18 protein-coding genes are annotated in these 19,807 nt (G+C 37.6%); 8 read left to right on the top strand and 10 right to left on the bottom strand.

Annotated features, from left to right (window positions below; genetic code table 11):
- The first annotated feature begins 13 nt into the window (after positions 1-13).
- The 4 genes from ACFQO1_RS10090 to ACFQO1_RS10075 all read left to right on the top strand — a co-directional run bounded on the left by ACFQO1_RS10090 (position 14) and on the right by ACFQO1_RS10075 (position 4,695).
- Entirely contained in the window at positions 14-1,915 is a 1,902-nt protein-coding gene (locus tag ACFQO1_RS10090; protein ID WP_380217926.1) for a 4Fe-4S binding protein, read from the top strand.
- Positions 1,916-2,017: 102 nt separating this feature from the next.
- Positions 2,018-2,515 (top strand): toxin-antitoxin system YwqK family antitoxin, encoded by a 498-nt coding sequence (locus tag ACFQO1_RS10085; protein WP_380217925.1) that lies wholly within the window; start codon positions 2,018-2,020, stop codon positions 2,513-2,515.
- Positions 2,516-3,208 (top strand): glycosyltransferase family 2 protein, encoded by a 693-nt coding sequence (locus ACFQO1_RS10080; protein WP_380217924.1) that lies wholly within the window; start codon positions 2,516-2,518, stop codon positions 3,206-3,208.
- Entirely contained in the window at positions 3,205-4,695 is a 1,491-nt protein-coding gene (locus ACFQO1_RS10075; protein ID WP_380217923.1) for a cellulose synthase family protein, read from the top strand. Before ACFQO1_RS10080 ends, ACFQO1_RS10075 begins: the two co-directional genes overlap by 4 nt.
- Here the strand turns inward: ACFQO1_RS10075 and ACFQO1_RS10070 are convergent.
- Positions 4,692-5,921, bottom strand: a complete 1,230-nt coding sequence (locus tag ACFQO1_RS10070) for a M20/M25/M40 family metallo-hydrolase (RefSeq protein WP_380217922.1) — start codon at positions 5,919-5,921, stop codon at positions 4,692-4,694. The two genes, ACFQO1_RS10075 and ACFQO1_RS10070, sit on opposite strands and share 4 nt — an antisense overlap.
- A 30-nt stretch (positions 5,922-5,951) precedes the next feature.
- Between ACFQO1_RS10070 and ACFQO1_RS10065 the strand changes: the two genes are divergently transcribed.
- Positions 5,952-7,079, top strand: a complete 1,128-nt coding sequence (locus ACFQO1_RS10065) for a TolB family protein (RefSeq protein WP_380217921.1) — start codon at positions 5,952-5,954, stop codon at positions 7,077-7,079.
- Between the two features lie 85 nt (positions 7,080-7,164).
- A complete protein-coding gene (locus tag ACFQO1_RS10060; RefSeq protein WP_380217920.1) occupies positions 7,165-7,611 on the top strand; it encodes a YybH family protein in 447 nt (148 codons plus the stop codon).
- A 56-nt stretch (positions 7,612-7,667) separates the two neighbouring features.
- On the opposite strand, the gene ACFQO1_RS10055 is transcribed toward ACFQO1_RS10060, so the two are convergent.
- The 8 genes from ACFQO1_RS10055 to ACFQO1_RS10020 are packed head-to-tail and all read right to left on the bottom strand — an operon-like array spanning position 7,668 to position 14,668.
- Entirely contained in the window at positions 7,668-9,443 is a 1,776-nt protein-coding gene (locus ACFQO1_RS10055; protein WP_380217918.1) for a MutS-related protein, read from the bottom strand.
- Positions 9,440-9,799, bottom strand: a complete 360-nt coding sequence (locus ACFQO1_RS10050) for an MmcQ/YjbR family DNA-binding protein (protein ID WP_380217917.1) — start codon at positions 9,797-9,799, stop codon at positions 9,440-9,442. The genes ACFQO1_RS10055 and ACFQO1_RS10050 overlap by 4 nt, the downstream gene beginning before the upstream one ends.
- Before the next feature lies 1 nt (position 9,800).
- Entirely contained in the window at positions 9,801-10,763 is a 963-nt protein-coding gene (locus ACFQO1_RS10045) for a transglutaminase domain-containing protein (RefSeq protein ID WP_380217916.1), read from the bottom strand.
- Positions 10,735-11,361, bottom strand: coding sequence for a DUF4230 domain-containing protein (locus ACFQO1_RS10040; RefSeq protein WP_380217914.1), 627 nt, complete (start codon positions 11,359-11,361; stop codon positions 10,735-10,737). The genes ACFQO1_RS10045 and ACFQO1_RS10040 overlap by 29 nt, the downstream gene beginning before the upstream one ends.
- A 1-nt stretch (position 11,362) precedes the next feature.
- Positions 11,363-11,716 (bottom strand): DUF4260 domain-containing protein, encoded by a 354-nt coding sequence (locus ACFQO1_RS10035; protein ID WP_380217913.1) that lies wholly within the window; start codon positions 11,714-11,716, stop codon positions 11,363-11,365.
- A gap of 1 nt (position 11,717) precedes the next feature.
- Entirely contained in the window at positions 11,718-12,464 is a 747-nt protein-coding gene (locus tag ACFQO1_RS10030; protein ID WP_380217912.1) for a cyclase family protein, read from the bottom strand.
- A gap of 15 nt (positions 12,465-12,479) precedes the next feature.
- On the bottom strand, positions 12,480-13,628 hold the full coding sequence (gene hemW, locus ACFQO1_RS10025; RefSeq protein ID WP_380217911.1) for a radical SAM family heme chaperone HemW: 1,149 nt from the start codon (positions 13,626-13,628) through the stop codon (positions 12,480-12,482).
- Positions 13,628-14,668 (bottom strand): endonuclease/exonuclease/phosphatase family protein, encoded by a 1,041-nt coding sequence (locus ACFQO1_RS10020; RefSeq protein ID WP_380217910.1) that lies wholly within the window; start codon positions 14,666-14,668, stop codon positions 13,628-13,630. Before ACFQO1_RS10020 ends, hemW begins: the two co-directional genes overlap by 1 nt.
- A gap of 48 nt (positions 14,669-14,716) precedes the next feature.
- Between ACFQO1_RS10020 and ACFQO1_RS10015 the strand changes: the two genes are divergently transcribed.
- Positions 14,717-15,946 carry a BaiN/RdsA family NAD(P)/FAD-dependent oxidoreductase gene (locus ACFQO1_RS10015; RefSeq protein ID WP_380217909.1) on the top strand — a complete coding sequence of 410 codons (1,230 nt, stop codon included), beginning with the start codon at positions 14,717-14,719 and terminating at the stop codon, positions 15,944-15,946.
- Entirely contained in the window at positions 15,943-16,470 is a 528-nt protein-coding gene (locus ACFQO1_RS10010; protein WP_380217908.1) for a DUF1697 domain-containing protein, read from the top strand. The genes ACFQO1_RS10015 and ACFQO1_RS10010 overlap by 4 nt, the downstream gene beginning before the upstream one ends.
- Here the strand turns inward: ACFQO1_RS10010 and ACFQO1_RS10005 are convergent.
- Positions 16,463-19,702 (bottom strand): tail fiber domain-containing protein, encoded by a 3,240-nt coding sequence (locus ACFQO1_RS10005; RefSeq protein WP_380217907.1) that lies wholly within the window; start codon positions 19,700-19,702, stop codon positions 16,463-16,465. The two genes, ACFQO1_RS10010 and ACFQO1_RS10005, sit on opposite strands and share 8 nt — an antisense overlap.
- Positions 19,703-19,807 lie beyond the last annotated feature (105 nt).

The raw sequence follows: 19,807 nt of genomic DNA, 5'->3' as shown, positions 1-19,807 counted from the left end.
TTCAGACAAAACTATGAGTACAATTCAGAGAGATATGTCATTAACTGGGCAACCCCCAAAATCTATTAATACACAACAAAAATTAGCGACTGTTTTAGGCCTACTCGGTTTAACAATATTATTTCTTGCATTGTTTAATCTAAATTTTCCAAATAAACCAATATGGCTTTCTGTGTCGATACTTTCCATTTTTATTGGGACAGTCTGGTTTGCAAAAGCAGCCTATCTCAACGAACATGAAGGTATAAAAAACAATGGGGTTTATTTTAAATCCTTGACCTCTAGAGGGTTTTGGGCATGGGTTTTGGGAATCACCATGACGGGTTTTTATATCATTCTCTACTGGTTTCCGCAGTATCTAGGACTTGTAAAAGAAGGTGATAATACAGGGCTTATCACGTTGTTTGATCCTTTAAGCAAAGTGCTTAGTGGTAATCCTGCGAGCCAATGGTTTGTGTACGGAACGCTCTATACCCTTGCAATTCTTAGCTTTGGGATAAAATTTATTTGGAAATATCGCCACAATCGGTATGAAGTCATTCGAACTTGTTCTGTCATGTTTTTTCAATTAGGATTTGCATTCTTGATACCGGAAATGTTGGTAAGACTGAACCAACCGTATTACGATTTTAAAAATATATGGCCCTTAAATTATGATCTTTTTGCAGGATACAAAATTGATGAGTTTTTAAGTGCTGGAGATGTAGGATTAATCATGCTCATTTTTGGAGTGGTCTCTGTATTTATTATTACACCCATCCTAACTTATAAATATGGAAAGCGATGGTACTGCTCTTGGGTTTGTGGTTGTGGCGGCCTTGCTGAAACTGCCGGAGATCCTTTTCGACATCTAAGTGATAAACGTCAAGTAGCCTGGAAAGTAGAACGTTGGGTAATTCATAGTGTTGTCGTTTTTGTCACTATAATGACCACTGCTGTTATTTTTTCATACTTACGAGGAAACGAATCATCTTCTATTAGCGAATGGAGTAACCTTGAAAATAAAACGGTATTTATGAGTGATCCGGAAGGAAAACCTCTAAATGAAAGAATTTTGGCGGCTCAAAAAGCAGGAGCTACACATATTATTTTTTTAAATGAAGATCCAAATGCGTCTGCTCCTACTCTTCAAAACACAGATGGGATTACGATTGACTATTTCTTTGCGTCAAAAGCCGAAAATCAACAAGCGCTGGATAAAATTAATGATGGAGAAGCTGCCACACTAATAACAGACAAGCCCGAAGGGACTGGTGTTACTATTGCTGAAGGGCAAAAAACAGTATTCTATGATAACCTTTGGATTAGTAAAGAGTTTTTTATCTGGTTCGTGATTGGGTTGCTTACTTTGGTATTTGCGTGGGTCATGCTCTTTAAAAGAAAAGAATTAGCAAAAGATGCCAAATATGGTGCTATAGGTTATTTTGTGGTCATCATTGGAATCTTATTATTTACGTATTTCAGTGCTCCTGGAAAACTATTTTTCTTTGACTCCTACCAGCTTCAGAAGACCTATGGGTTTTTAATTGGCGCCATGTTTAGCGGAGTCATTGGTGTTGGGTTCTATCCTATTTTTGGGAGTCGTGTCTGGTGTCGTTTTGGCTGTCCAATGGCCGCAATACTAGGGTTTCAGCAACGCTTATTGTCAAAATTTCGGATAACGACGAATGGCGGACAATGTATTTCCTGTGGAAATTGTTCTACCTATTGTGAAATGGGAATAGACGTAAGAGCCTATGCTCAAAAAGGTGAAAACATTGTGCGCTCCAGTTGTGTAGGTTGTGGCATCTGTTCTGCTGTATGTCCGCGCGGAGTCTTAAAACTGGAAAATGGCTCTCAAAAAGAACGAATTGACAGTAATGAAATATTGCTTGGCAATGATGTAAACCTTATGGATCTGGTTAATTCAAAATAACTTACAACTATATAGTAGTCACAAAACCTTCAGAAAGAATAATGAGGGAGGTTTTTTAATGCCGAAAAGTTAGGTTACGATAGCTACTACGTCTACCCTCTTATGAGATTTCAAAATAGTGTCTTTTTTATTTTCTTCGGAATGGTACTGCTGGCTTTTTATACTTCAGCACATCCTATTGAAAAATTGTACTCTAAGTCCTATTACTCCAATGGAACTCTTAAAGCTGAAGGCTGGAAACAAATGGATATAAAGACCGATTATTGGATCTTTTATCACGAAAATGGTAGTATAGCATCAAAAGGACATTTTGATGATGGGAAACGCAACGGATATTGGTATTTTTACGACCAGAATAGAAAACCTGTTAAAGAAGGACATTATAAAAAAGGTAGTGCCGAAAATTGGTGGATTTTTTATTCTGAAGATTTGAAAATTGAGCATCGCTATCAGTATAAATTTAACAAAAAAAATGGCTTTGCACTTATTTATAAAAATGGAACTCTTATCAAGGCAGAGAAATATAAAAATGATAAAAAGCTAGGGGAATGGACTTCTCTAGCCGCTTTTAAAAAAGATAATCCAAATGCTTCTTTATAAATGAGTACTATTACTGTTATCATTCCAGCCTTTAACGAAGCAGATTCCATTGGACGAGTGGTTCGAGATATTCCTCCAATCGTTGACGAAGTGATCGTAGTGAGTAACAATTCTACAGATGCTACTGAAAGGAATGCGAGAAAGGCGGGAGCGACTGTACTTTCAGAAAATCGAAGAGGGTATGGATATGCCTGTCTTAAAGGAATGCAATATGTTTCTGAAAAAGTCTCAAAACCCGATATCATAGTATTTCTCGACGGTGATTATAGCGACTATCCCGAAGAACTTTCAGAAATAATCAAACCTATTATTGAACAAAACATTGATTTTGTAATTGGTGCCAGAGTAAAACGATTTCGTGAAGCCGGATCAATGACGTTTCCGCAGAAATTTGGAAATTGGCTCGCAACAAGCTTAATGAAGCTTTTTTTTGGTTCTAGATTTACCGATTTGGGACCGTTTAGAGCTATAAAATATGGTAAATTACTTGAACTAGAAATGCAAGACAAAACCTATGGCTGGACCGTAGAGATGCAATTAAAGGCTTTAAAACGAAAATTCACGTATGTAGAAGTACCTGTTCATTACCGAAACAGGATTGGAACATCTAAAGTTTCGGGAACGATAAAAGGTGCTATCTTTGCAGGCTTTAAAATATTAGGTTGGATCTTTAAATACACCTTTAAAAAATGATACTAGAATACATTATTGTTGGTATCTATGCTGTTGCTCTCATACTTATTTTCCTGTATGCATTAGCACAGCTCAACTTGTTTGTAAATTATCTGCGTGCCAAAAAACAAACAGACAATGCTCCAACCTTCAATTTTAACAATCCTGCCGAAATTCCTTATGTAACTGTTCAGCTTCCTGTATATAATGAATTATATGTGATGGAACGTCTTCTGAAAAATATTTCGGAATTGGAATATCCAAAAGAAAAGCTCGAAATTCAGGTGCTTGATGATTCTACAGACGAATCATTTACGCAAACTGCTTTGCATATTGCCGAGCTTCAAAAAACTGGGCTGGACATTAAACATATGAGTCGTGACATACGTTCCGGTTTTAAGGCGGGTGCACTTAAAGAAGGGTTAAAGTCGGCTAAGGGTGAATTTATCGCCATCTTTGATGCAGATTTCCTTCCGAAGAAAAACTGGTTATTAGAAACCATTCCTTATTTTAAAGATTCTGAAATTGGCGTCGTTCAAACCCGCTGGGGACATATCAATAGAAATTATTCATTATTGACCAAAATTCAGGCGTTCGCTTTAGACTTCCACTTTATTATGGAACAAGTGGGACGAAATTTCGGAAAACATTTTATTAACTTTAATGGTACTGCTGGTGTCTGGCGTAAAGAATGCATCATCGATGCTGGGAACTGGCAAGGGGATACTCTTACCGAAGATCTGGATCTAAGCTACCGTGCTCAATTAAAAAAATGGAAATTTAAATACCTGGAGAATGTAGAAACTCCAGCCGAATTACCCGTAGTGATCAGTGCTGCTAAGTCACAACAGTTTCGCTGGAACAAAGGTGCTGCAGAGAACTTTCAGAAATTATACCTCAAACTATTGCGGGATCCATCAGTTTCATGGAGAACCAAGTTTCATAGTTTTTTTCACTTACTCAATAGCAGTATGTTCTTATTAGTACTGACGGTCGCTGTTTTGAGTGTTCCCATGTTATACATTAAAGCAAACAATCCAGAATTAAAACCTGTTTTTTTTATGCTGGCAGGATTCGCTTTTAGTACTGTTATTTTTTTTATGTGTTACTGGCTAACGTATTCAAAAATTCATGGTGGCGGATTTAAAAGTTTCATACGATACATTGGAATGTTTTTTACCTTCTTCTCCATCGCTATGGGCTTTAGTGTCCACAACTCAATTGCAGTTTTGGAAGGGCATTTTGGGAAGAAAAGTGAATTTATACGAACTCCAAAATTTAATATTGGTAGTTTAAAAGATGGCTGGAAAGGTAACAAATATATAACCAGTAATTTCTCTCCAAATACTATTATCGAGGGAATGCTAATGGTCTACTTTGCCTTTGGTATGTATAGTGCTTTTGCTGTAGGGAAAGATGAAAGTGACTTCGGATTGTTTCCTTTTCACTTCATGCTTTTTGTAGGCTTCGGATTTGTATTCTTTAAAAGCTTATTTAGTAAAGCTTAAAAAGTAACTTCAACTTCTACCATTTCTTTACCCCTTTTTACAGTAACTATCGTAGTTTGCCCTTCTTCAAATGTAGCAAGTGCTTTCATATAACTCATCATATCTAGCGTATCCAGCTCACCTAATTTCATGACAATATCTCCCTTTTTTAATCCTGCTTTCTGTGCGGGTTTGTCTTCACTCACTCCATCAATGCGCATTCCTTTGCCTGTATACAAATAATCCGGTACGACTCCTAAAGCAACTTTAAACGCAGGAACATCTTCGGTTTCGTTCTTTGTTTTTATGAAAGTTAATCTTCCTTTATCATCCAGATCTTCTATAATGTTTAGAAGATACTTTTTAATTTTTTCCATTCCTTCATAGTTCAGTTTTTCTGAATCATCACTAGGCTTGTGATAATCTTCATGCTGACCAGTAAAGAAAAAGAGCACAGGAATATCGGCTAAATAAAACGAGGTATGGTCGCTCGGACCAATCCCGCTTTCATGTTCTGCAATGGTAAATCCCTGATCGTTATTTGCAAATAATGTTTGCTTAAAAACAGGAGAGGTTCCCACACCGTGAACCGCTAAGGTGTTTTCTTGGTTCAATCTTCCCACCATATCAAGATTGATCATATAGGGTACTTTTTTAGTATCAATGGTTGGATTTTTTACAAAATAATTAGAACCTAAAAGTCCCATCTCCTCGCCAGAAAATGCGATAAACAGATAATTATTGTTGGATTTTTTTTCTGAAAGTTCTTCGGCTATCTGAAGCATTACAGAAACCCCACTTGCATTATCATCGGCTCCGTTATGAATGGCAGCACCTTCTCTATATAATGAGCCTTCTCCTCCCATTCCGAGATGATCGTAGTGTGCACCTATGACAATCGTGTTTTCTCCTTGGTTATCTAAATAGCCAATGACATTGGTGCCCGTAAGTGTACTATCGCTTCTTGATCCTGTGTATTCTGCTTGCTCGTGCGGATTTGTACTTGGCTTAAAGGTAAAAGTTTGGGTGTACAAACCAGAGACGCCCTTAGGTTGCAATCCAATTTCTTTAAATCTTTTCTCAATATAGGCTGCAGCTTTTAACTCTCCTTCAGTTCCTGTTTGGCGACCATTTAAAGCATCATCTGCCAAAGCAGCAACATCTTCTTTCATCGTTACTTTTACTTTTTCTTTTTCAGCACAAGAAATAAGAAACAGTCCAACCAATACTCCTAAAATTAATCGCATATTACTATTTTTGCACAAAAATAAATGAAAATGAAATATTTGTCACTACTAGCCTTTGTTTCCTTACTCATATCGTGTAAAAAAACACCCAAAGAGGTACTTGTTTCTGAAAAACCTTCCGCAGCAATAGCTTCAGAAAATAATAACATGCAATGGGATAATGATAGTCTTATCTATCCTGAAGAAAAACATTTTAAAAACATTCGTCAGGTGACTTTTGGAGGAGATAATGCCGAGGCGTACTGGAGTTTTGATGATACCCAACTGGTTTTTCAGTCAAATAATAAAGCATGGGGCATGGAATGCGATCAAATGTTTTTAATGAATGCTTCGGAAACTTTTAAGGACAGACAGCCACCTATGATCTCCACGGGAAAAGGAAGAACAACCTGTGCGTATTTTTTACCAGACAACAAACATTATGTCTATGGATCCACTCATTTGGCAGATGAAGCATGTCCTGAAGTACCCCTTCGGAAAAACGGGAACTACGTATGGCCGGTCTATGATAGTTTTGATATTTATGTTTCAGATTTGGAAGGTAATATTACCGCTCAGTTAACCAACGAACCTGGGTACGATGCAGAGGCAACCGTTTCTCCCAAAGGAGATAAAATTGTATTTACCTCAACCAGAAGTGGTGATCTGGAGTTGTACACTATGAATATTGATGGAACTGACGTACAGCAAATCACAGACGAACTTGGATATGATGGCGGAGCGTTCTTCTCGCCAGACGGCACCAAATTGATTTTTCGTTCGTCACGACCTAAAACTCCAGAAGCTATTAAAAAATACAAAGATCTTTTGGCCGAAGGCCTCGTAGAACCTACAGATATGGAACTCTACATTTGTAATGCTGATGGGAGTGACCTTCGCCAATTAACCAACCTCGGAAATGCGAACTGGTCACCATTTTTTCACCCAAGCGGAGATAAAATTCTTTTTAGCAGTAACTTTGAAGCAGAACGGGGCTTTCCATTTAACCTGTATTTAATTGATCTCGACGGAAAGAATTTAGAACGAGTGACTCACGGAGAGACCTTTGATGCATTTCCTGTTTTTTCAAATGATGGAAAATATCTTGCCTTCTCTTCTAACCGAAATAATGGCGGTGGCAGAGATACCAATTTATTTATAGCCGAATGGCAAGACTAAAGGATTGTTGATTGTTGATTGTTGATTGTTGATTGTTGATTGTTGATTGTTGATTGTTGAAATTATAATGTCTAAAGTAAAAGTTATGAAAAAAATACTCTTAATATTTTCAGTACTCTATCTAACAACAAGCTGCAGTGCTCAAAAAAGTACAATAGAAATAGAGCGTGATAAAAAGGAGATCCTAGCAGTAATGTCAGCGCAGGAAATGGCTTGGAGCAACAATGATTTAGAAGGATTTATGCAAGGTTACTGGAAAAGTGATTCTTTAAAATTCTACGGAAAATCTGGGCTTACTAAAGGCTGGCAGCAAACGTTAGATAACTATAAAAAGGGATACCCAACCAAAGCAGATAGTGGCACTTTGAATTTTACAATTGAAAGCATGACACCTATCGAAAACAAAAGCTACTATGTGATGGGTCAATATTTTTTAAAGAGAACTGTGGGAGATGCCAATGGTGTTTTTATGATTATCTTTAAAAAGATCGACGGTCAATGGAAAGTTGTTGCCGACATGAGTTGTGGGTAAAGGATTGCTGTTTGTTGAAAATATGAATTCACTTCCAGCTTCTCCCTTCTCTCAACTTATTCAACAATCTCCATCTTCTTCAGCAGAAAAGAAGCATTCATATTTTTACAAATTCCAGGGGTAAGAGTGTAATCAAAAAACAACTCGTTATTTTCAATACGGGCATCAAAAAAATAATTATGTACCTGAGGTAATTCATTGGCTACTTCACATAAGCTTAAATCATGCGTCGCGATAATTCCAGTAGCATTGCTCTTAACGAGTTTCTCAACAAATTTCTTAGACCCTTTTGCTTTATCGATACTGTTCGTCCCTTTTAAGATTTCGTCGAGTATGATAAAATAATCATCATCCTTTGTTTTATCCACCACCAGTTTTAAACGTTTTAATTCGCTAAAGAAGTACGATTCGTCATCGGTTAGGCTATCGGTAGTTCGCATGCTTGTGATCAATTTAATGGGTGTATAAAAAGCACTCTTAACATGTGTGGGCAAGCCCATATTACTCATGACTATTTGTAATCCTACGGTTCTTAAAAACGTACTTTTCCCAGCCATATTTGCACCCGTAATGATAAAAAATTCATGGGCGTCGATTTTAAAATCGTTTGCTATAGCTGTTTCAGGGTTAAGTAAAGGATGTATTGTTCCTTTTAAATCAATTACTGTAGCATCTTCTGTTATGGTTGCAAATTGTGCCGAAGGATGATTAAAAGTGTAATTTCCTAAACTATTATAAGCGTCAAAATGAGTAATAACATCGAACCATGCAGCAACTTCATCTTTATAAGCAGCGATCCATTTTTCAATTTTTGATGAAATATTCAAATCCCGCAGGAAAAAGCCGTTGGCAATCACTCCAATAAGCATATTATTTCGCTGGTCTAGCGAGTCAAGATGTTTGGCAAATTGTTTCAGTTTTTCTGAAGCCTTAGCAGATGTATTTAATATCAGATTCTTTTTTTCTGAAAGCATTTCCGAAGAAAAGTCCTCTTTCTCAATAGCCAAAATAAGCTGCTGAAACTGTGCAAATGTACTTTGTATTTTGGATGTTTTTGAAGATAGTTCGTTTACCCTTTTTAAATACCTGCCGCTAATAGCCAATCCTAACAAAAACCATCCAAACAGCACATACCCAGAAATAAATCCAAAATAATAACTTACCATTCCTGCTATTGAAAGAATCGAAAACAACAAGGAAACTATTTTTGTCCACGAAGGTGCAAAAGAGGTGTAGGAGTCTAACCAGCGAGTCACCTCAGCTACAGAGGTTTCAGTTTTAACAAGGGAAGCGATTGCAGAAAAACGCTGTCGCCATTGTGGTTTTTCAGCTAGTTCTTGTACTGCTTTTTGCTTCTTCGGAATGTGAGTGATTGAATTTTCAGTAAGTAATTGTGCTAGCAAATCTGAACCACTGCTAAGTGCTGTTCTATTGAGATACTGGTAAAAGGAACCACGACCAAACAAGTCTATATCCTGACTGTATTCATGCATGGTATTTTTATATTCCGATCCGTCTGGTAAATGATGAAAGTTTCGGTTTAAAACAATGAGCTCTCTTTCATTTTGTGATAGGATTGCCTCAATCAAATCTCTTTGAGATTGAAATTTGCTATGGCGAGTCACTAAAAAAAGAAATCCTGCAATGCCAGCAATAATTATGGCAATGACAATTTTTGTGTTTCCGAAGAAAACATAAATCCCAACACACACCAGTAAAAATAGTAGCAATCTCGTGATGCTAGAAATAAGCAGTTGCTTTTTGAGTTGGTGTAGGTCTTGCGTAAATTTTTCAATTTCAGCCTGATAAAATTCTGCTACATTTTTATTCATAACGCGGCCAATTCTGCCTGAAGTTTTTTAGTAAGTGAATTCACAATAAGCTCATACGAATGATCAATGAGTTCCAGAATTAAACCATGCGGTAGATTTTCTTCAATTAGTACTGTGTTCCAATGCAATTTACTCATATGCCACCCGGGAATAATTAATCCATCATACTCAGCTCGTAGTTCAACCGAGCGATCGGGATCACACTTTAAGTTGACTTGGGTGGGTTTACGTTCGAGTCCGCAAACTGCAAACATCTTCCCCATAACTTTAAAGACAAGTGTGTGTTCGTCAAAAGGGAATGATTCGGTTACTCCTTTTTTAGCGATACAATAGTCCCTGTATTCTTCTACGTTCATATTATTTTATACGATATGCGAGCGCGGGTTGATCATTAAAATAAATTAAAATATTTTGAGCTTTCCCAGCATAAGGCACCGAAAAGCTAAAAGAATCCTCATTTTTTATAAAAAGTAAGGTCTTTTTTTGATTACCGTCCAGATAACTAATTGTTTCTGGAGCAGGCGCATTGATCACAAAAGGTATTTCATTACTATATTCATCTCCATTTAAAAAGCCTCGTTTGGGCGTTTCAATATGTTCTAACTGAAGTTGTTTATCAATGATAAGTGGCATTGCCGCAAAAGACTCTTTATTGTTACTTCCATTTTTAAGCAATGTATCTTCCTCCATACTTGGATAATGCGTTTTTACAAGTTGCTCTGGATTCGCTTTATAATAAAAATAATCGGGTTCTTTTATAAATGAAGTTCCGCCCCATTTTCCTGCCCCCCAGGTCGCATCAAAAAGATAGGGTTTCGTATTAATGATAATGACATTCCACATATGTTTGTTTTTAAAAGGGCGCCCAATATCGTCAAAGTTACTTTTTACATCACCACGAACTAAGTAACTACTAATTCCTTGGAGTTCGCATAACTTTTCAAAAAGCATTGCGTAACCTTCACACACTGCTTTCCCTGTTTTTAAAGTCCGTTTAATTATTTTCTGACGTACTTTTTCTTCTTTTTCGTTGCGCTCCCGGTAATTTTTGAAACTGTAATCAAACTTATTATACTCTTCTGGATCGTATTCAATATTTGCAAGCATCCAGCTATACATGGCACGAACCTTATCTTCTTCCGAAGTAAAATCACGGGTGATAAAAAAAGAAAGTTCTTCGGCCGAATTGAACGTTTCAGGATATAATTTGATCGTCTCATCCACTCGTGTATAGTCCTGAGAAAAGCCTGTAAAGCTATAAACAAATAATAGTACGCTTAAATATTTTATATTACTGAAGCTCATTTTTTGAGGTATCAATTCTTTTGGGTTCTTCAATTGTTAATGCAGAATAATCGAGTTTCCAATTAATGGTTTCTACTAATTTCTCGAGCAACTGAAGCGTTTCCAGAGCCTGCTTACTCGCTTCTTGCATCACTCCGCTGCTAGGCACTTTGTCAATAATATGCTGTTTCGCTTCCGCAGTAATTTCTGTGAGATCACTTGCTGTAAACGGATTGGCCCAGCCTTCTTTTTTATCATAATATTTAAAATCTGTTTCTACCGTCATTAATTCTGGCTGCGGAAAGTTATTCAGTTTAATCGTACGGGTCTTTTCATTAGCTTCCATATCGATCTTTGTAAGGTCAAATCCCACATGTGCCTTGGCTTCAATAAGGATTAGTGCCTTTTTTTTACCCAGCAGAGCATTAGCCCATTTGTCTTTTAAATTTTCGTAATGGTAAATTTCTGAAAAATCTCCTTCTACGGTGATGAACTTGCAAACACTTCTTATTTTTTGAAGCAATACTACAGATTGAGACTTTCTTCTATTATTCCTCTTGCCAATTGAAAAACGGGCGAATACAAAATAAGCGATAACGGCACCAAGAGCCAATCCAATAAAAAGTTCTTCCATCTTATTTTTTTCCTATAAATCCTAAATGTGTGTGTTTAAAACTGTCTGAATATTTCAATCCGTACCCAAGCATTCTATCAAAAGAAGCATGTGAAAACAACAGTATTCCCAGCAAAGCTAAAATATCTATATCAAAATACATTCCACCAATGATCAAAGCAATCGCAAGAACTTTGCTATGAAGTAAGTTATACATAAATGCACCAATTTTTGGATTGATTAAGTATCCCAACATACCCAAATCAGGTAAAAGAAATAATACTGGAAACCACCACCAAGCATAGGGAGATAGACTAAAAAGCCAAATGCCTAGCAATAGTTGAAATAACTCCTCTATTTTTAAATGCACTTTCATATTATAAAAATTTAAACAATACGGGTCTGCTCGGCGAAGCATCATTTTCAAAAGATGCCATATGTAAATTTAACAAGTAAGAGCCGTCTTTGATACTGTTTGACACATAGATAAATTCGGTAATTGTACACTCATATCTTGGCATCTCAGGGTAGTTCCAAAAGGCTTTATGAGCTAGTAACTGCCCTCCATCTTTTTCTTTATCGACCGAAGGCAGATCGATCAACAAATGCTTCACTCCTAGTTCTCGTAAATATTTGGCAGCATTTTCATGTAAATAGGGCCAATTGCTATTTGAATATTTTCTACTTTTTTTTGCAGCAGTATTCGGCAAGGTTCGTATCACAACAGCTTCAGGAGTTTTTCCAGCTAGCAACCCTTTTAATTGTGCCGACGGAATGATTTGATCTTCCCCTAAGCTTTCTGGTGTGACTGAAATCACTTCCGCAGAAAAAAAATAGCTACCTAAGGCTTTATTGACTGAATGAAATTCTTTGGATATATGTCCAACGCATTCGGTATGAGTTCCATGCGCGTGCGGATTAAAAAATATATTATTAAAATTGACCGATGCACCTTCGCTCACCTTACCAATCCAAGTATCTAATTGAACTGGTTCTATCTTAGGTTTATCTAAATACCATGCCAACGGATTTTCTAAAGTATCTTTCAAGGGTATCGAAATATCCAAGGGTCTGGATAGATCTATTGTACATAATTCCTCGCGGATTTTAATGGTGGCTTTCATTCTTTTTCAATTTGATTACCAATTTACTAAGAATAACCCGGATGCAATTCCATCGCTTAAAAACTTCCCTTTTTTAGTGACACGTAGTTTGTCTTCTGAAAGTTCTACATGTCCAGATTGTATATATTGGTCTGCTTGTGTACGTACATATTGCTCATATTTTTCTCCAAAATTTTCTCGTATTTCTGAAAGTAAAACACCATTTTTTGTACGTAATCGCGTCATCACATATTCATTGTATTTGTCAATTACTGAAAGTTGTTCGCGCTCCAGAGGCAACTCATTTTTTTCAATACTTTTTAAATATTTTGAATTGTTTGCAACATTCCAGCTTCGGGTCTCTCCATCATAACTATGTCCAGAAGGACCCACTCCCAAATACGGCCTACCTTGCCAGTAAGCCATATTATTTTGTGATTCCCAACCAGGTTTAGAAAAATTTGAAAATTCATAATTATCATAGCCTGCGGCTTCCATTTTTTCTATGAGTGCAGCATGATGTTCCTGAGCTACATCATCTTCTACTGGCGGAATGATCCCTTTTTTAATAAAATTCTCCAATGCTGTTTTAGGCTCTACCGTAAGCGCGTAACATGAAAAATGTGGAATATCTAATGCTAGCGCTTTATTTACATTGGAGAGCCACCGCTTGGTCGACATTTGAGGAATTCCATAGATCAAATCAATACTTATGTTTGTAAAATACTGTTTCGCAAGCTGAATAGAAATTTTAGCTTCGTAAGCATTATGTGCCCGGTTCATAAGTTTTAGATCTTTTTCAAAAAAAGATTGCACACCTATACTCAGTCTGTTTATGGGTGATGCTGCTAAAGCTTTGAGCACAGCTTCAGAAAGATCATCGGGGTTTGCTTCGAGCGTAATTTCGGGATTGGGAAGGACATTAAAATTTGAAGAAACTGTTTTAATAATCGTTGTAATTTCTTCCGAAGTAAGCAACGAAGGGGTTCCACCGCCAAAATAAATCGTCTGCACAGGAACCTTCATTTCTACTTTCCGAAGTGCTAATTCTGTACAAATAGCAGCAATCATTCGGTCTTTGTGCTTCAGCGAAGTCGAAAAATGAAAATCACAATAATGACAGGCCTGTTTGCAAAAGGGAATATGAATGTAGATGCCTCCACTGTTTTTTTTATCGGTACTCATTATGCTTGCTCCATTCTATCCATAATTTCATCGACAAACTCTCTATCATCAGCATCTAGTTTAGTCTTTGTTTTCACTGTGGCTTTTTTTTTATGATGTATTTCATAATACATCCCGAAATGGTCACTCCCAAAGTTTTTGGTTCGTTCCATCCTCCCTACAAACAAATCCTTTGTATGAAATAAATGATCTAATGGAAATCGCATAAACCAATAATCGGCATGATAGGTGGAGAAGAACCCGCGGCCAATTCGTGGATCTATCATATTGGTCATCTTTTTAAACATTCGAGTTACTCGTGACCACACCACATCATTCATATCCCCGCAAACTACGGTAGGCTCGTTTCGTTCTCTAATCTTTTTTGCAACAATCATTAATTCGGCATCCCGTTCTTTTGAAGTTTCGTTTTCGGTGGGACTTGGGGGTGCAGGATGTAAACATTCAAAATATACCGAGATATCTTCAGTTATATTGTATTCAAACTGAATAGAGGGTACTATATCTTCTACCAAATACCTAATTGAAGCTCCTTTAATCTCTTTTTTAGAATACAGATGCATCCCATAGTATTGTTCGTTTGGAGCTTTTATAGTATGTGGATATTTTTTTTCGATTTCTTTTATGCCTTCTTCCCAGCCACTATCACTTTCCATGGTAAGCACTAAATCTGGGTCGTAATTATTTATTTCTGAAATAAATGCATTATAATCTCTATTATCCTGTAAGACATTGGCTGCCAACAAAGAAATTTTTCCGTTATGAGGAAAGCTTGGTTTTTTTCGCGGAAAAAAAGAACTGTACTTAAACACTTTGACAGTTTGGTAAAGTATAGCAGCAAGCAATCCGCCGAGTACGATCCAAACCCAAACTGTATATTCTGGAGCCAATATCGCCACTACAATTAAAAGAACTACCTCTATAAATATAGATTGTAAACGTACAAAATCGGCCGTTCTAAAAAACCAATGCGGTAACTCTGTCGCTGGTAAAAAAGGACTTATTATAAAGATAACACTAAGAATATAGAGTACGATCATAAAGTATAAAAGTACAGTTTTAGTGAGAATTATCGCTATTTTTGACAGGTGATTAACACCTATGATATAATAATTGTTGGCGGAGGTGCGGCTGGATTTTTTACCGCCATTAATGCCGCTACGTTAGATTCGACGTTAAAAATCGCTATTCTTGAGCGTGGAAAAGAAGTGCTCACCAAGGTCCGTATCTCTGGAGGCGGCAGATGTAATGTCACTCATGCCGAATTTATCCCAAAAGAACTTACTCAAAACTACCCTAGAGGCAAAAAGGAATTGTTAGGCCCTTTTCATAGCTTTATGACGGGAGACACTATTGCCTGGTTTGAAGAGCGCGGGGTCATATTAAAAATTGAAGAAGATGGCAGAATGTTCCCTGTTTCAGATAGTTCAAAAACGATCATTGATTGTTTTATTTCTGAAACTAAACGTTTAAACATTGATGTGCTAACAGGCCAGTCTGTAAAATCTATTTCTTTTAAAAATGATACATGGAACGTAATAACGTCTACCGAAGAATTTTCGGCAACAAAAATTGTGATGGCAACGGGTAGTAATCCAAAAGTGTGGAAGCTGCTGCAAACATTGGGACATTCTGTTATACCCCCTGTGCCTTCGCTGTTTACATTTAACATACAAGATGAGCGCATTAGCAACCTTCCTGGTATAGCAACCGAAGCTGCTGTAAAAGTGCTTTTAGAAAATGGAAAGGTGTTAGAAAGCGAGGGACCATTATTGATAACACATTGGGGAATGAGCGGACCTGCAATTTTAAAATTATCTGCTTGGGGAGCTCGGGATTTGGAACCCACACACTATCATTTTACCATTGAAGTGAATTGGTTGCTGGATCAATCTTATGAAGATATTTTGAAAGCATTGTCTGATTTAAAAATGAAACATGCCAAACAAACTCTTCAAAAATATACGCAATTTGAGTTGCCAAAACGGTTGTGGCAGAGCCTGGTCACTACTTCAGGAATTAGTTCAACTCAGATCTGGGCTAATCTTTCAAAAGAATCGTTACAGCTATTAGCAAATCAGCTTACTCAGTCAAAATTTGAGGTAACAGGAAAAAGCACATTTAAAGAAGAGTTTGTAACAGCGGGAGGGATAAAACTAAAGGAAGTTAATTTTAAGACTTTTGAAAGCAAGATATGCCAAGACCTTTATTTTGCAGGAGAAATTCTCAACATTGATGCAATTACAGGGGGATTTAACTTTCAAAATGCCTGGACAGGCGGGTATCTTGTAGCGCAAGCAATTACAAAAAAATCATGAAAACATATATTGCTTTAGTACGTGGGATTAATGTAGGGGGTCATAAAAAATTTCCGAAAGCAGCGCAACTAAGGTTCCTAATCGATTTGAAACTTAAAAACCCTCAAGTCTATATTCATACAGGAAATTGGGTGTTCTCTTCTGAAAGTTCCGAAGTTGACATCAATACGCTTGTTTCTGAAAAAATTAAAGCAACTTATAATTGGGAACTGCCTATCATTATTTTAGATGCTTCAGCATTTAAAATAATTATTTCTAATTGTCCCTTTTCCGAAGAAAAAAAACTAGAAAGCTATTTCACCCTTTTATCGGAAGCACCTTCAGCTACTGACATATCTTTATTCAATAAAATTTCCTATCCTGAAGAAGAATTTTACATCGGCAAACGATGTGTTTATTTCTATTCTACCAAAAGTGCAGCCCGAGTTAAAATTAATAACAATTTTATAGAACGGAAATTAAATGTTTCAGCTACGTCAAGAAATTACAAAACAATGGTAGCGCTATTAAAAATGACTAATTAGAAGTCGGTTCCAGGGTAACAACCTCAATTTTTTCTAATAATGTGTAAATTTTTTTAAGTTCTTCTTTTAAGGTGTTGTTTTCGACTTCAAGACCTTCAATTTTCGTGTTTAATGCTTTTATTGCCTGAACATACATAGCATCATACGTTCCATACGCGGTCTGATAAAAGCCTAAATTATCCATAGTTACATTTTCGGGGAAAACTTCCTGAATTTCCTGCGCAATAAAACCATATTGAATACCTTCTGGTCTCTTACTACCCGTTTGATCATCATTCCATTCGTAAGTTACACCTCTTAATTGTAATACCGACTGTAGTGCTTTTTCTTCTGAAAAAGTTTCAATGTTTTTTTTCAATCGTTCATCACTATTTGCCAACCAATCTCCAGCGGCATTCTTTGACGCATTTCCTTCAATTTCCAAAATATTGGTAGTTGGAATTCGCATGATCCCTGTTCTACCGTCCTTTAATATAGTAAGTGCGTTATTAGTACTCGAAATACCTATAGCAGCATCCCCATTTCCTACAACAAAAAGATGGTCATTCGCATTTGAAGTTGTTGTACTAGAGGGTGTATACATTATATTATTGAATCCAAAAACTGTCTCAGCATACGAATAAGCTGTGATATCATTTCCCGCGGCAAAACTATTTGAACCATTTGTTACGACTGTATCTCCCATAGCAACTGAAAAATTAGCACCTACAGCTGTGGTTCCTCCTTGTACCGCAAAAGAATAATCTCCATTGGCAGTCCCGTTGAGGCTATACCCAAATAGACCATCGGCTGAACCACTAATAGCTAAAGAATTTGATCCATTGGCAATTCCAAAGTTACTCGCTATTGAATTATCGCCAATCGCCTGACCATTGGAAAATGAGGTGGAACTCTCTCCAGAAGCAGTAGCATTAGAACCCAATGCAAAAGCAGCAATCCCGGAAGCAGTCGAGTTTGGACCAATGGCAACTGCATTTGCAGCAGAACTATTAGACGTATCGCCTATAGAAACTCCAAAATTGGCCGTAGCAGATCCACCCTGTACCGCAAAGGAATAATCTCCATTGGCAGTCCCGTTGAGGCTATACCCAAATAGACCATCGGCTGAACCACTAATAGCTAAAGAATTTGATCCATTGGCAATACCAAAATTACTCGCTATTGAATTATCGCCAATCGCCTGACCATTGGAAAATGAGGTGGAACTCTCTCCAGAAGCAGTAGCATTAGAACCCAATGCAAAAGCAGCAATCCCGGAAGCAGTCGAGTTTGGACCAATGGCAACTGCATTTGCAGCAGAACTATTAGACGTATCGCCTATAGAAACTCCAAAATTGGCCGTAGCAGATCCACCCTGTACCGCAAAAGAATAATCTCCATTGGCAGTCCCATTAAGGCTATACCCAAATAGACCATCGGCTGAACCACTAATAGCTAAAGAATTTGATCCATTGGCAATACCAAAATTACTCGCTATTGAATTATCGCCAAGAGCCTGACCATTTGAAAAAGAAGTCGAACTCTGTCCCGAAGCAGTAGCATTAGAACCCAATGCAAAAGCAGCAATCCCGGAAGCAGTCGAGTTTGGACCAATGGCAACCGCATTTGCAGCAGAACTATTAGAAGTATCGCCTATCGAAACTCCAAAATTAGCCGTAGCAGATCCACCCTGTACCGCAAAAGAATAATCTCCATTGGCAGTCCCATTAAGGCTATACCCAAATAGACCATCGGCTGAACCACTAATAGCTAAAGAATTTGATCCATTGGCAATACCAAAATTACTCGCTATTGAATTCTCTCCAAGTGCCTGACCATTTGAAAAAGAAGTCGAACTCTGTCCCGAAGCTAGCGCATTGTTGCCAAGTGCAAAAGCAGCAATCCCGGAAGCAGTCGAGTTTGGACCAATGGCAACCGCATTTGCAGCAGAACTATTAGAAGTATCGCCTATCGAAACTCCAAAATTAGCCGTAGCAGATCCACCCTGTACCGCAAAAGAATAATCACCATTGGCAGTCCCGTTAAGGCTATACCCAAATAAACCATCGGCTGAACCACTAATAGCTAAAGAATTTGATCCATTGGCAATACCAAAATTACTCGCTATTGAATTCTCTCCAAGTGCCTGACCATTGGAAAATGAGGTGGAACTCTCTCCAGAAGCAGTAGCATTAGAACCCAATGCAAAAGCAGCAATCCCGGAAGCAGTCGAGTTTGGACCAATGGCAACTGCATTTGCAGCAGAACTATTAGAAGTATCGCCTATAGAAACTCCAAAATTAGCCGTAGCAGATCCACCCTGTACCGCAAAAGAATAATCTCCATTGGCAGTCCCGTTGAGGCTATACCCAAATAGACCATCGGCTGAACCACTAATAGCTAAAGAATTTGATCCATTGGCAATACCAAAATTACTCGCTATTGAATTCTCTCCAATCGCCTGACCATTGGAAAATGAGGTGGAACTCTCTCCAGAAGCAGTAGCATTAGAACCCAATGCAAAAGCAGCAATCCCGGAAGCAGTCGAGTTTGGACCAATGGCAACCGCATTTGTAGCAGAACTATTAGAAGTATCGCCTATCGAAACTCCAAAATTAGCCGTAGCAGATCCACCCTGTACCGCAAAGGAATAATCTCCATTGGCAGTCCCGTTAAGGCTATACCCAAATAGACCATCGGCTACACCACCAAAAGCAATAGAACCTATGCCGTTTGCAATACCAAAATTGAGAGCAAAAGAATCTGCTCCAAATGCAATAGCTCCAGAACCAAATGCAATAGAATTGCTCCCCACATTCGCATCATCCCATTCCCCTCCAAAAGTACTTCCTGCTCTAAAGGCGGCTTTGCTTTTATCGAAGAAAAATCGGTTTTCTGAACCATCCAACGTAGTACTTCCAAAAACAAAATCATCTGAACCTACATTGGTAGTATTTTGCACTATTCCTGAAATACTTTGAAACTCACCCGCTCCTCCTCCGCTTGATAATGAAGTCCAAGAACCATTATAAAAATAAAATCCTGGAGAAGCATCGGTTTGATAGATAAGTAACCCAATGGCCGGACTAGATATAAGGTCACGCTGTACTTGGGTCATTCTAGGAATCAACACCCCTGTGGATGTACTGGTTACGTCTAATGCAGCTGATGGATCTGGAGTGGTAGTATTAATCCCCACTTGACAAAAAGCAACTGTAGTAAAAAAGAATAAAAGATAGATTGCTCGTTTCATATTTAATAACTTTAAATAGCACAAGCAGGAGTTCAGGTAAAAATAGATTTTGGGCAAAAATCGGTGTTCACTTTTTACAGTATATGTATCTATCGAAAAAAAAAT

Origin of the sequence: Jejudonia soesokkakensis (genome assembly GCF_042664795.1) — a bacterium.
Lineage (GTDB): Bacteria > Bacteroidota > Bacteroidia > Flavobacteriales > Flavobacteriaceae > Jejudonia > Jejudonia soesokkakensis.
Note: the sequence above shows the minus strand (reverse complement) of the source record. Positions and strands in the feature narration are given on the sequence as shown.

Excerpts from the sequence above, each read along its gene's own strand:
- ACFQO1_RS10090 (WP_380217926.1), top strand. The coding sequence starts at position 14 with ATGAGTACAATTCAGAGAGATATGTCATTAACTGGGCAACCCCCAAAA.
- ACFQO1_RS10085 (WP_380217925.1), top strand. The coding sequence starts at position 2,018 with ATGAGATTTCAAAATAGTGTCTTTTTTATTTTCTTCGGAATGGTACTG.
- ACFQO1_RS10080 (WP_380217924.1), top strand. The coding sequence starts at position 2,516 with ATGAGTACTATTACTGTTATCATTCCAGCCTTTAACGAAGCAGATTCC.
- ACFQO1_RS10075 (WP_380217923.1), top strand. The coding sequence starts at position 3,205 with ATGATACTAGAATACATTATTGTTGGTATCTATGCTGTTGCTCTCATA.
- ACFQO1_RS10070 (WP_380217922.1), bottom strand. The coding sequence starts at position 5,921 with ATGCGATTAATTTTAGGAGTATTGGTTGGACTGTTTCTTATTTCTTGT.
- ACFQO1_RS10065 (WP_380217921.1), top strand. The coding sequence starts at position 5,952 with ATGAAATATTTGTCACTACTAGCCTTTGTTTCCTTACTCATATCGTGT.
- ACFQO1_RS10060 (WP_380217920.1), top strand. The coding sequence starts at position 7,165 with ATGAAAAAAATACTCTTAATATTTTCAGTACTCTATCTAACAACAAGC.
- ACFQO1_RS10055 (WP_380217918.1), bottom strand. The coding sequence starts at position 9,443 with ATGAATAAAAATGTAGCAGAATTTTATCAGGCTGAAATTGAAAAATTT.
- ACFQO1_RS10050 (WP_380217917.1), bottom strand. The coding sequence starts at position 9,799 with ATGAACGTAGAAGAATACAGGGACTATTGTATCGCTAAAAAAGGAGTA.
- ACFQO1_RS10040 (WP_380217914.1), bottom strand. The coding sequence starts at position 11,361 with ATGGAAGAACTTTTTATTGGATTGGCTCTTGGTGCCGTTATCGCTTAT.
- ACFQO1_RS10035 (WP_380217913.1), bottom strand. The coding sequence starts at position 11,716 with ATGAAAGTGCATTTAAAAATAGAGGAGTTATTTCAACTATTGCTAGGC.
- ACFQO1_RS10030 (WP_380217912.1), bottom strand. The coding sequence starts at position 12,464 with ATGAAAGCCACCATTAAAATCCGCGAGGAATTATGTACAATAGATCTA.
- hemW (WP_380217911.1), bottom strand. The coding sequence starts at position 13,628 with ATGAGTACCGATAAAAAAAACAGTGGAGGCATCTACATTCATATTCCC.
- ACFQO1_RS10020 (WP_380217910.1), bottom strand. The coding sequence starts at position 14,668 with ATGATCGTACTCTATATTCTTAGTGTTATCTTTATAATAAGTCCTTTT.
- ACFQO1_RS10010 (WP_380217908.1), top strand. The coding sequence starts at position 15,943 with ATGAAAACATATATTGCTTTAGTACGTGGGATTAATGTAGGGGGTCAT.
- ACFQO1_RS10005 (WP_380217907.1), bottom strand. The coding sequence starts at position 19,702 with ATGAAACGAGCAATCTATCTTTTATTCTTTTTTACTACAGTTGCTTTT.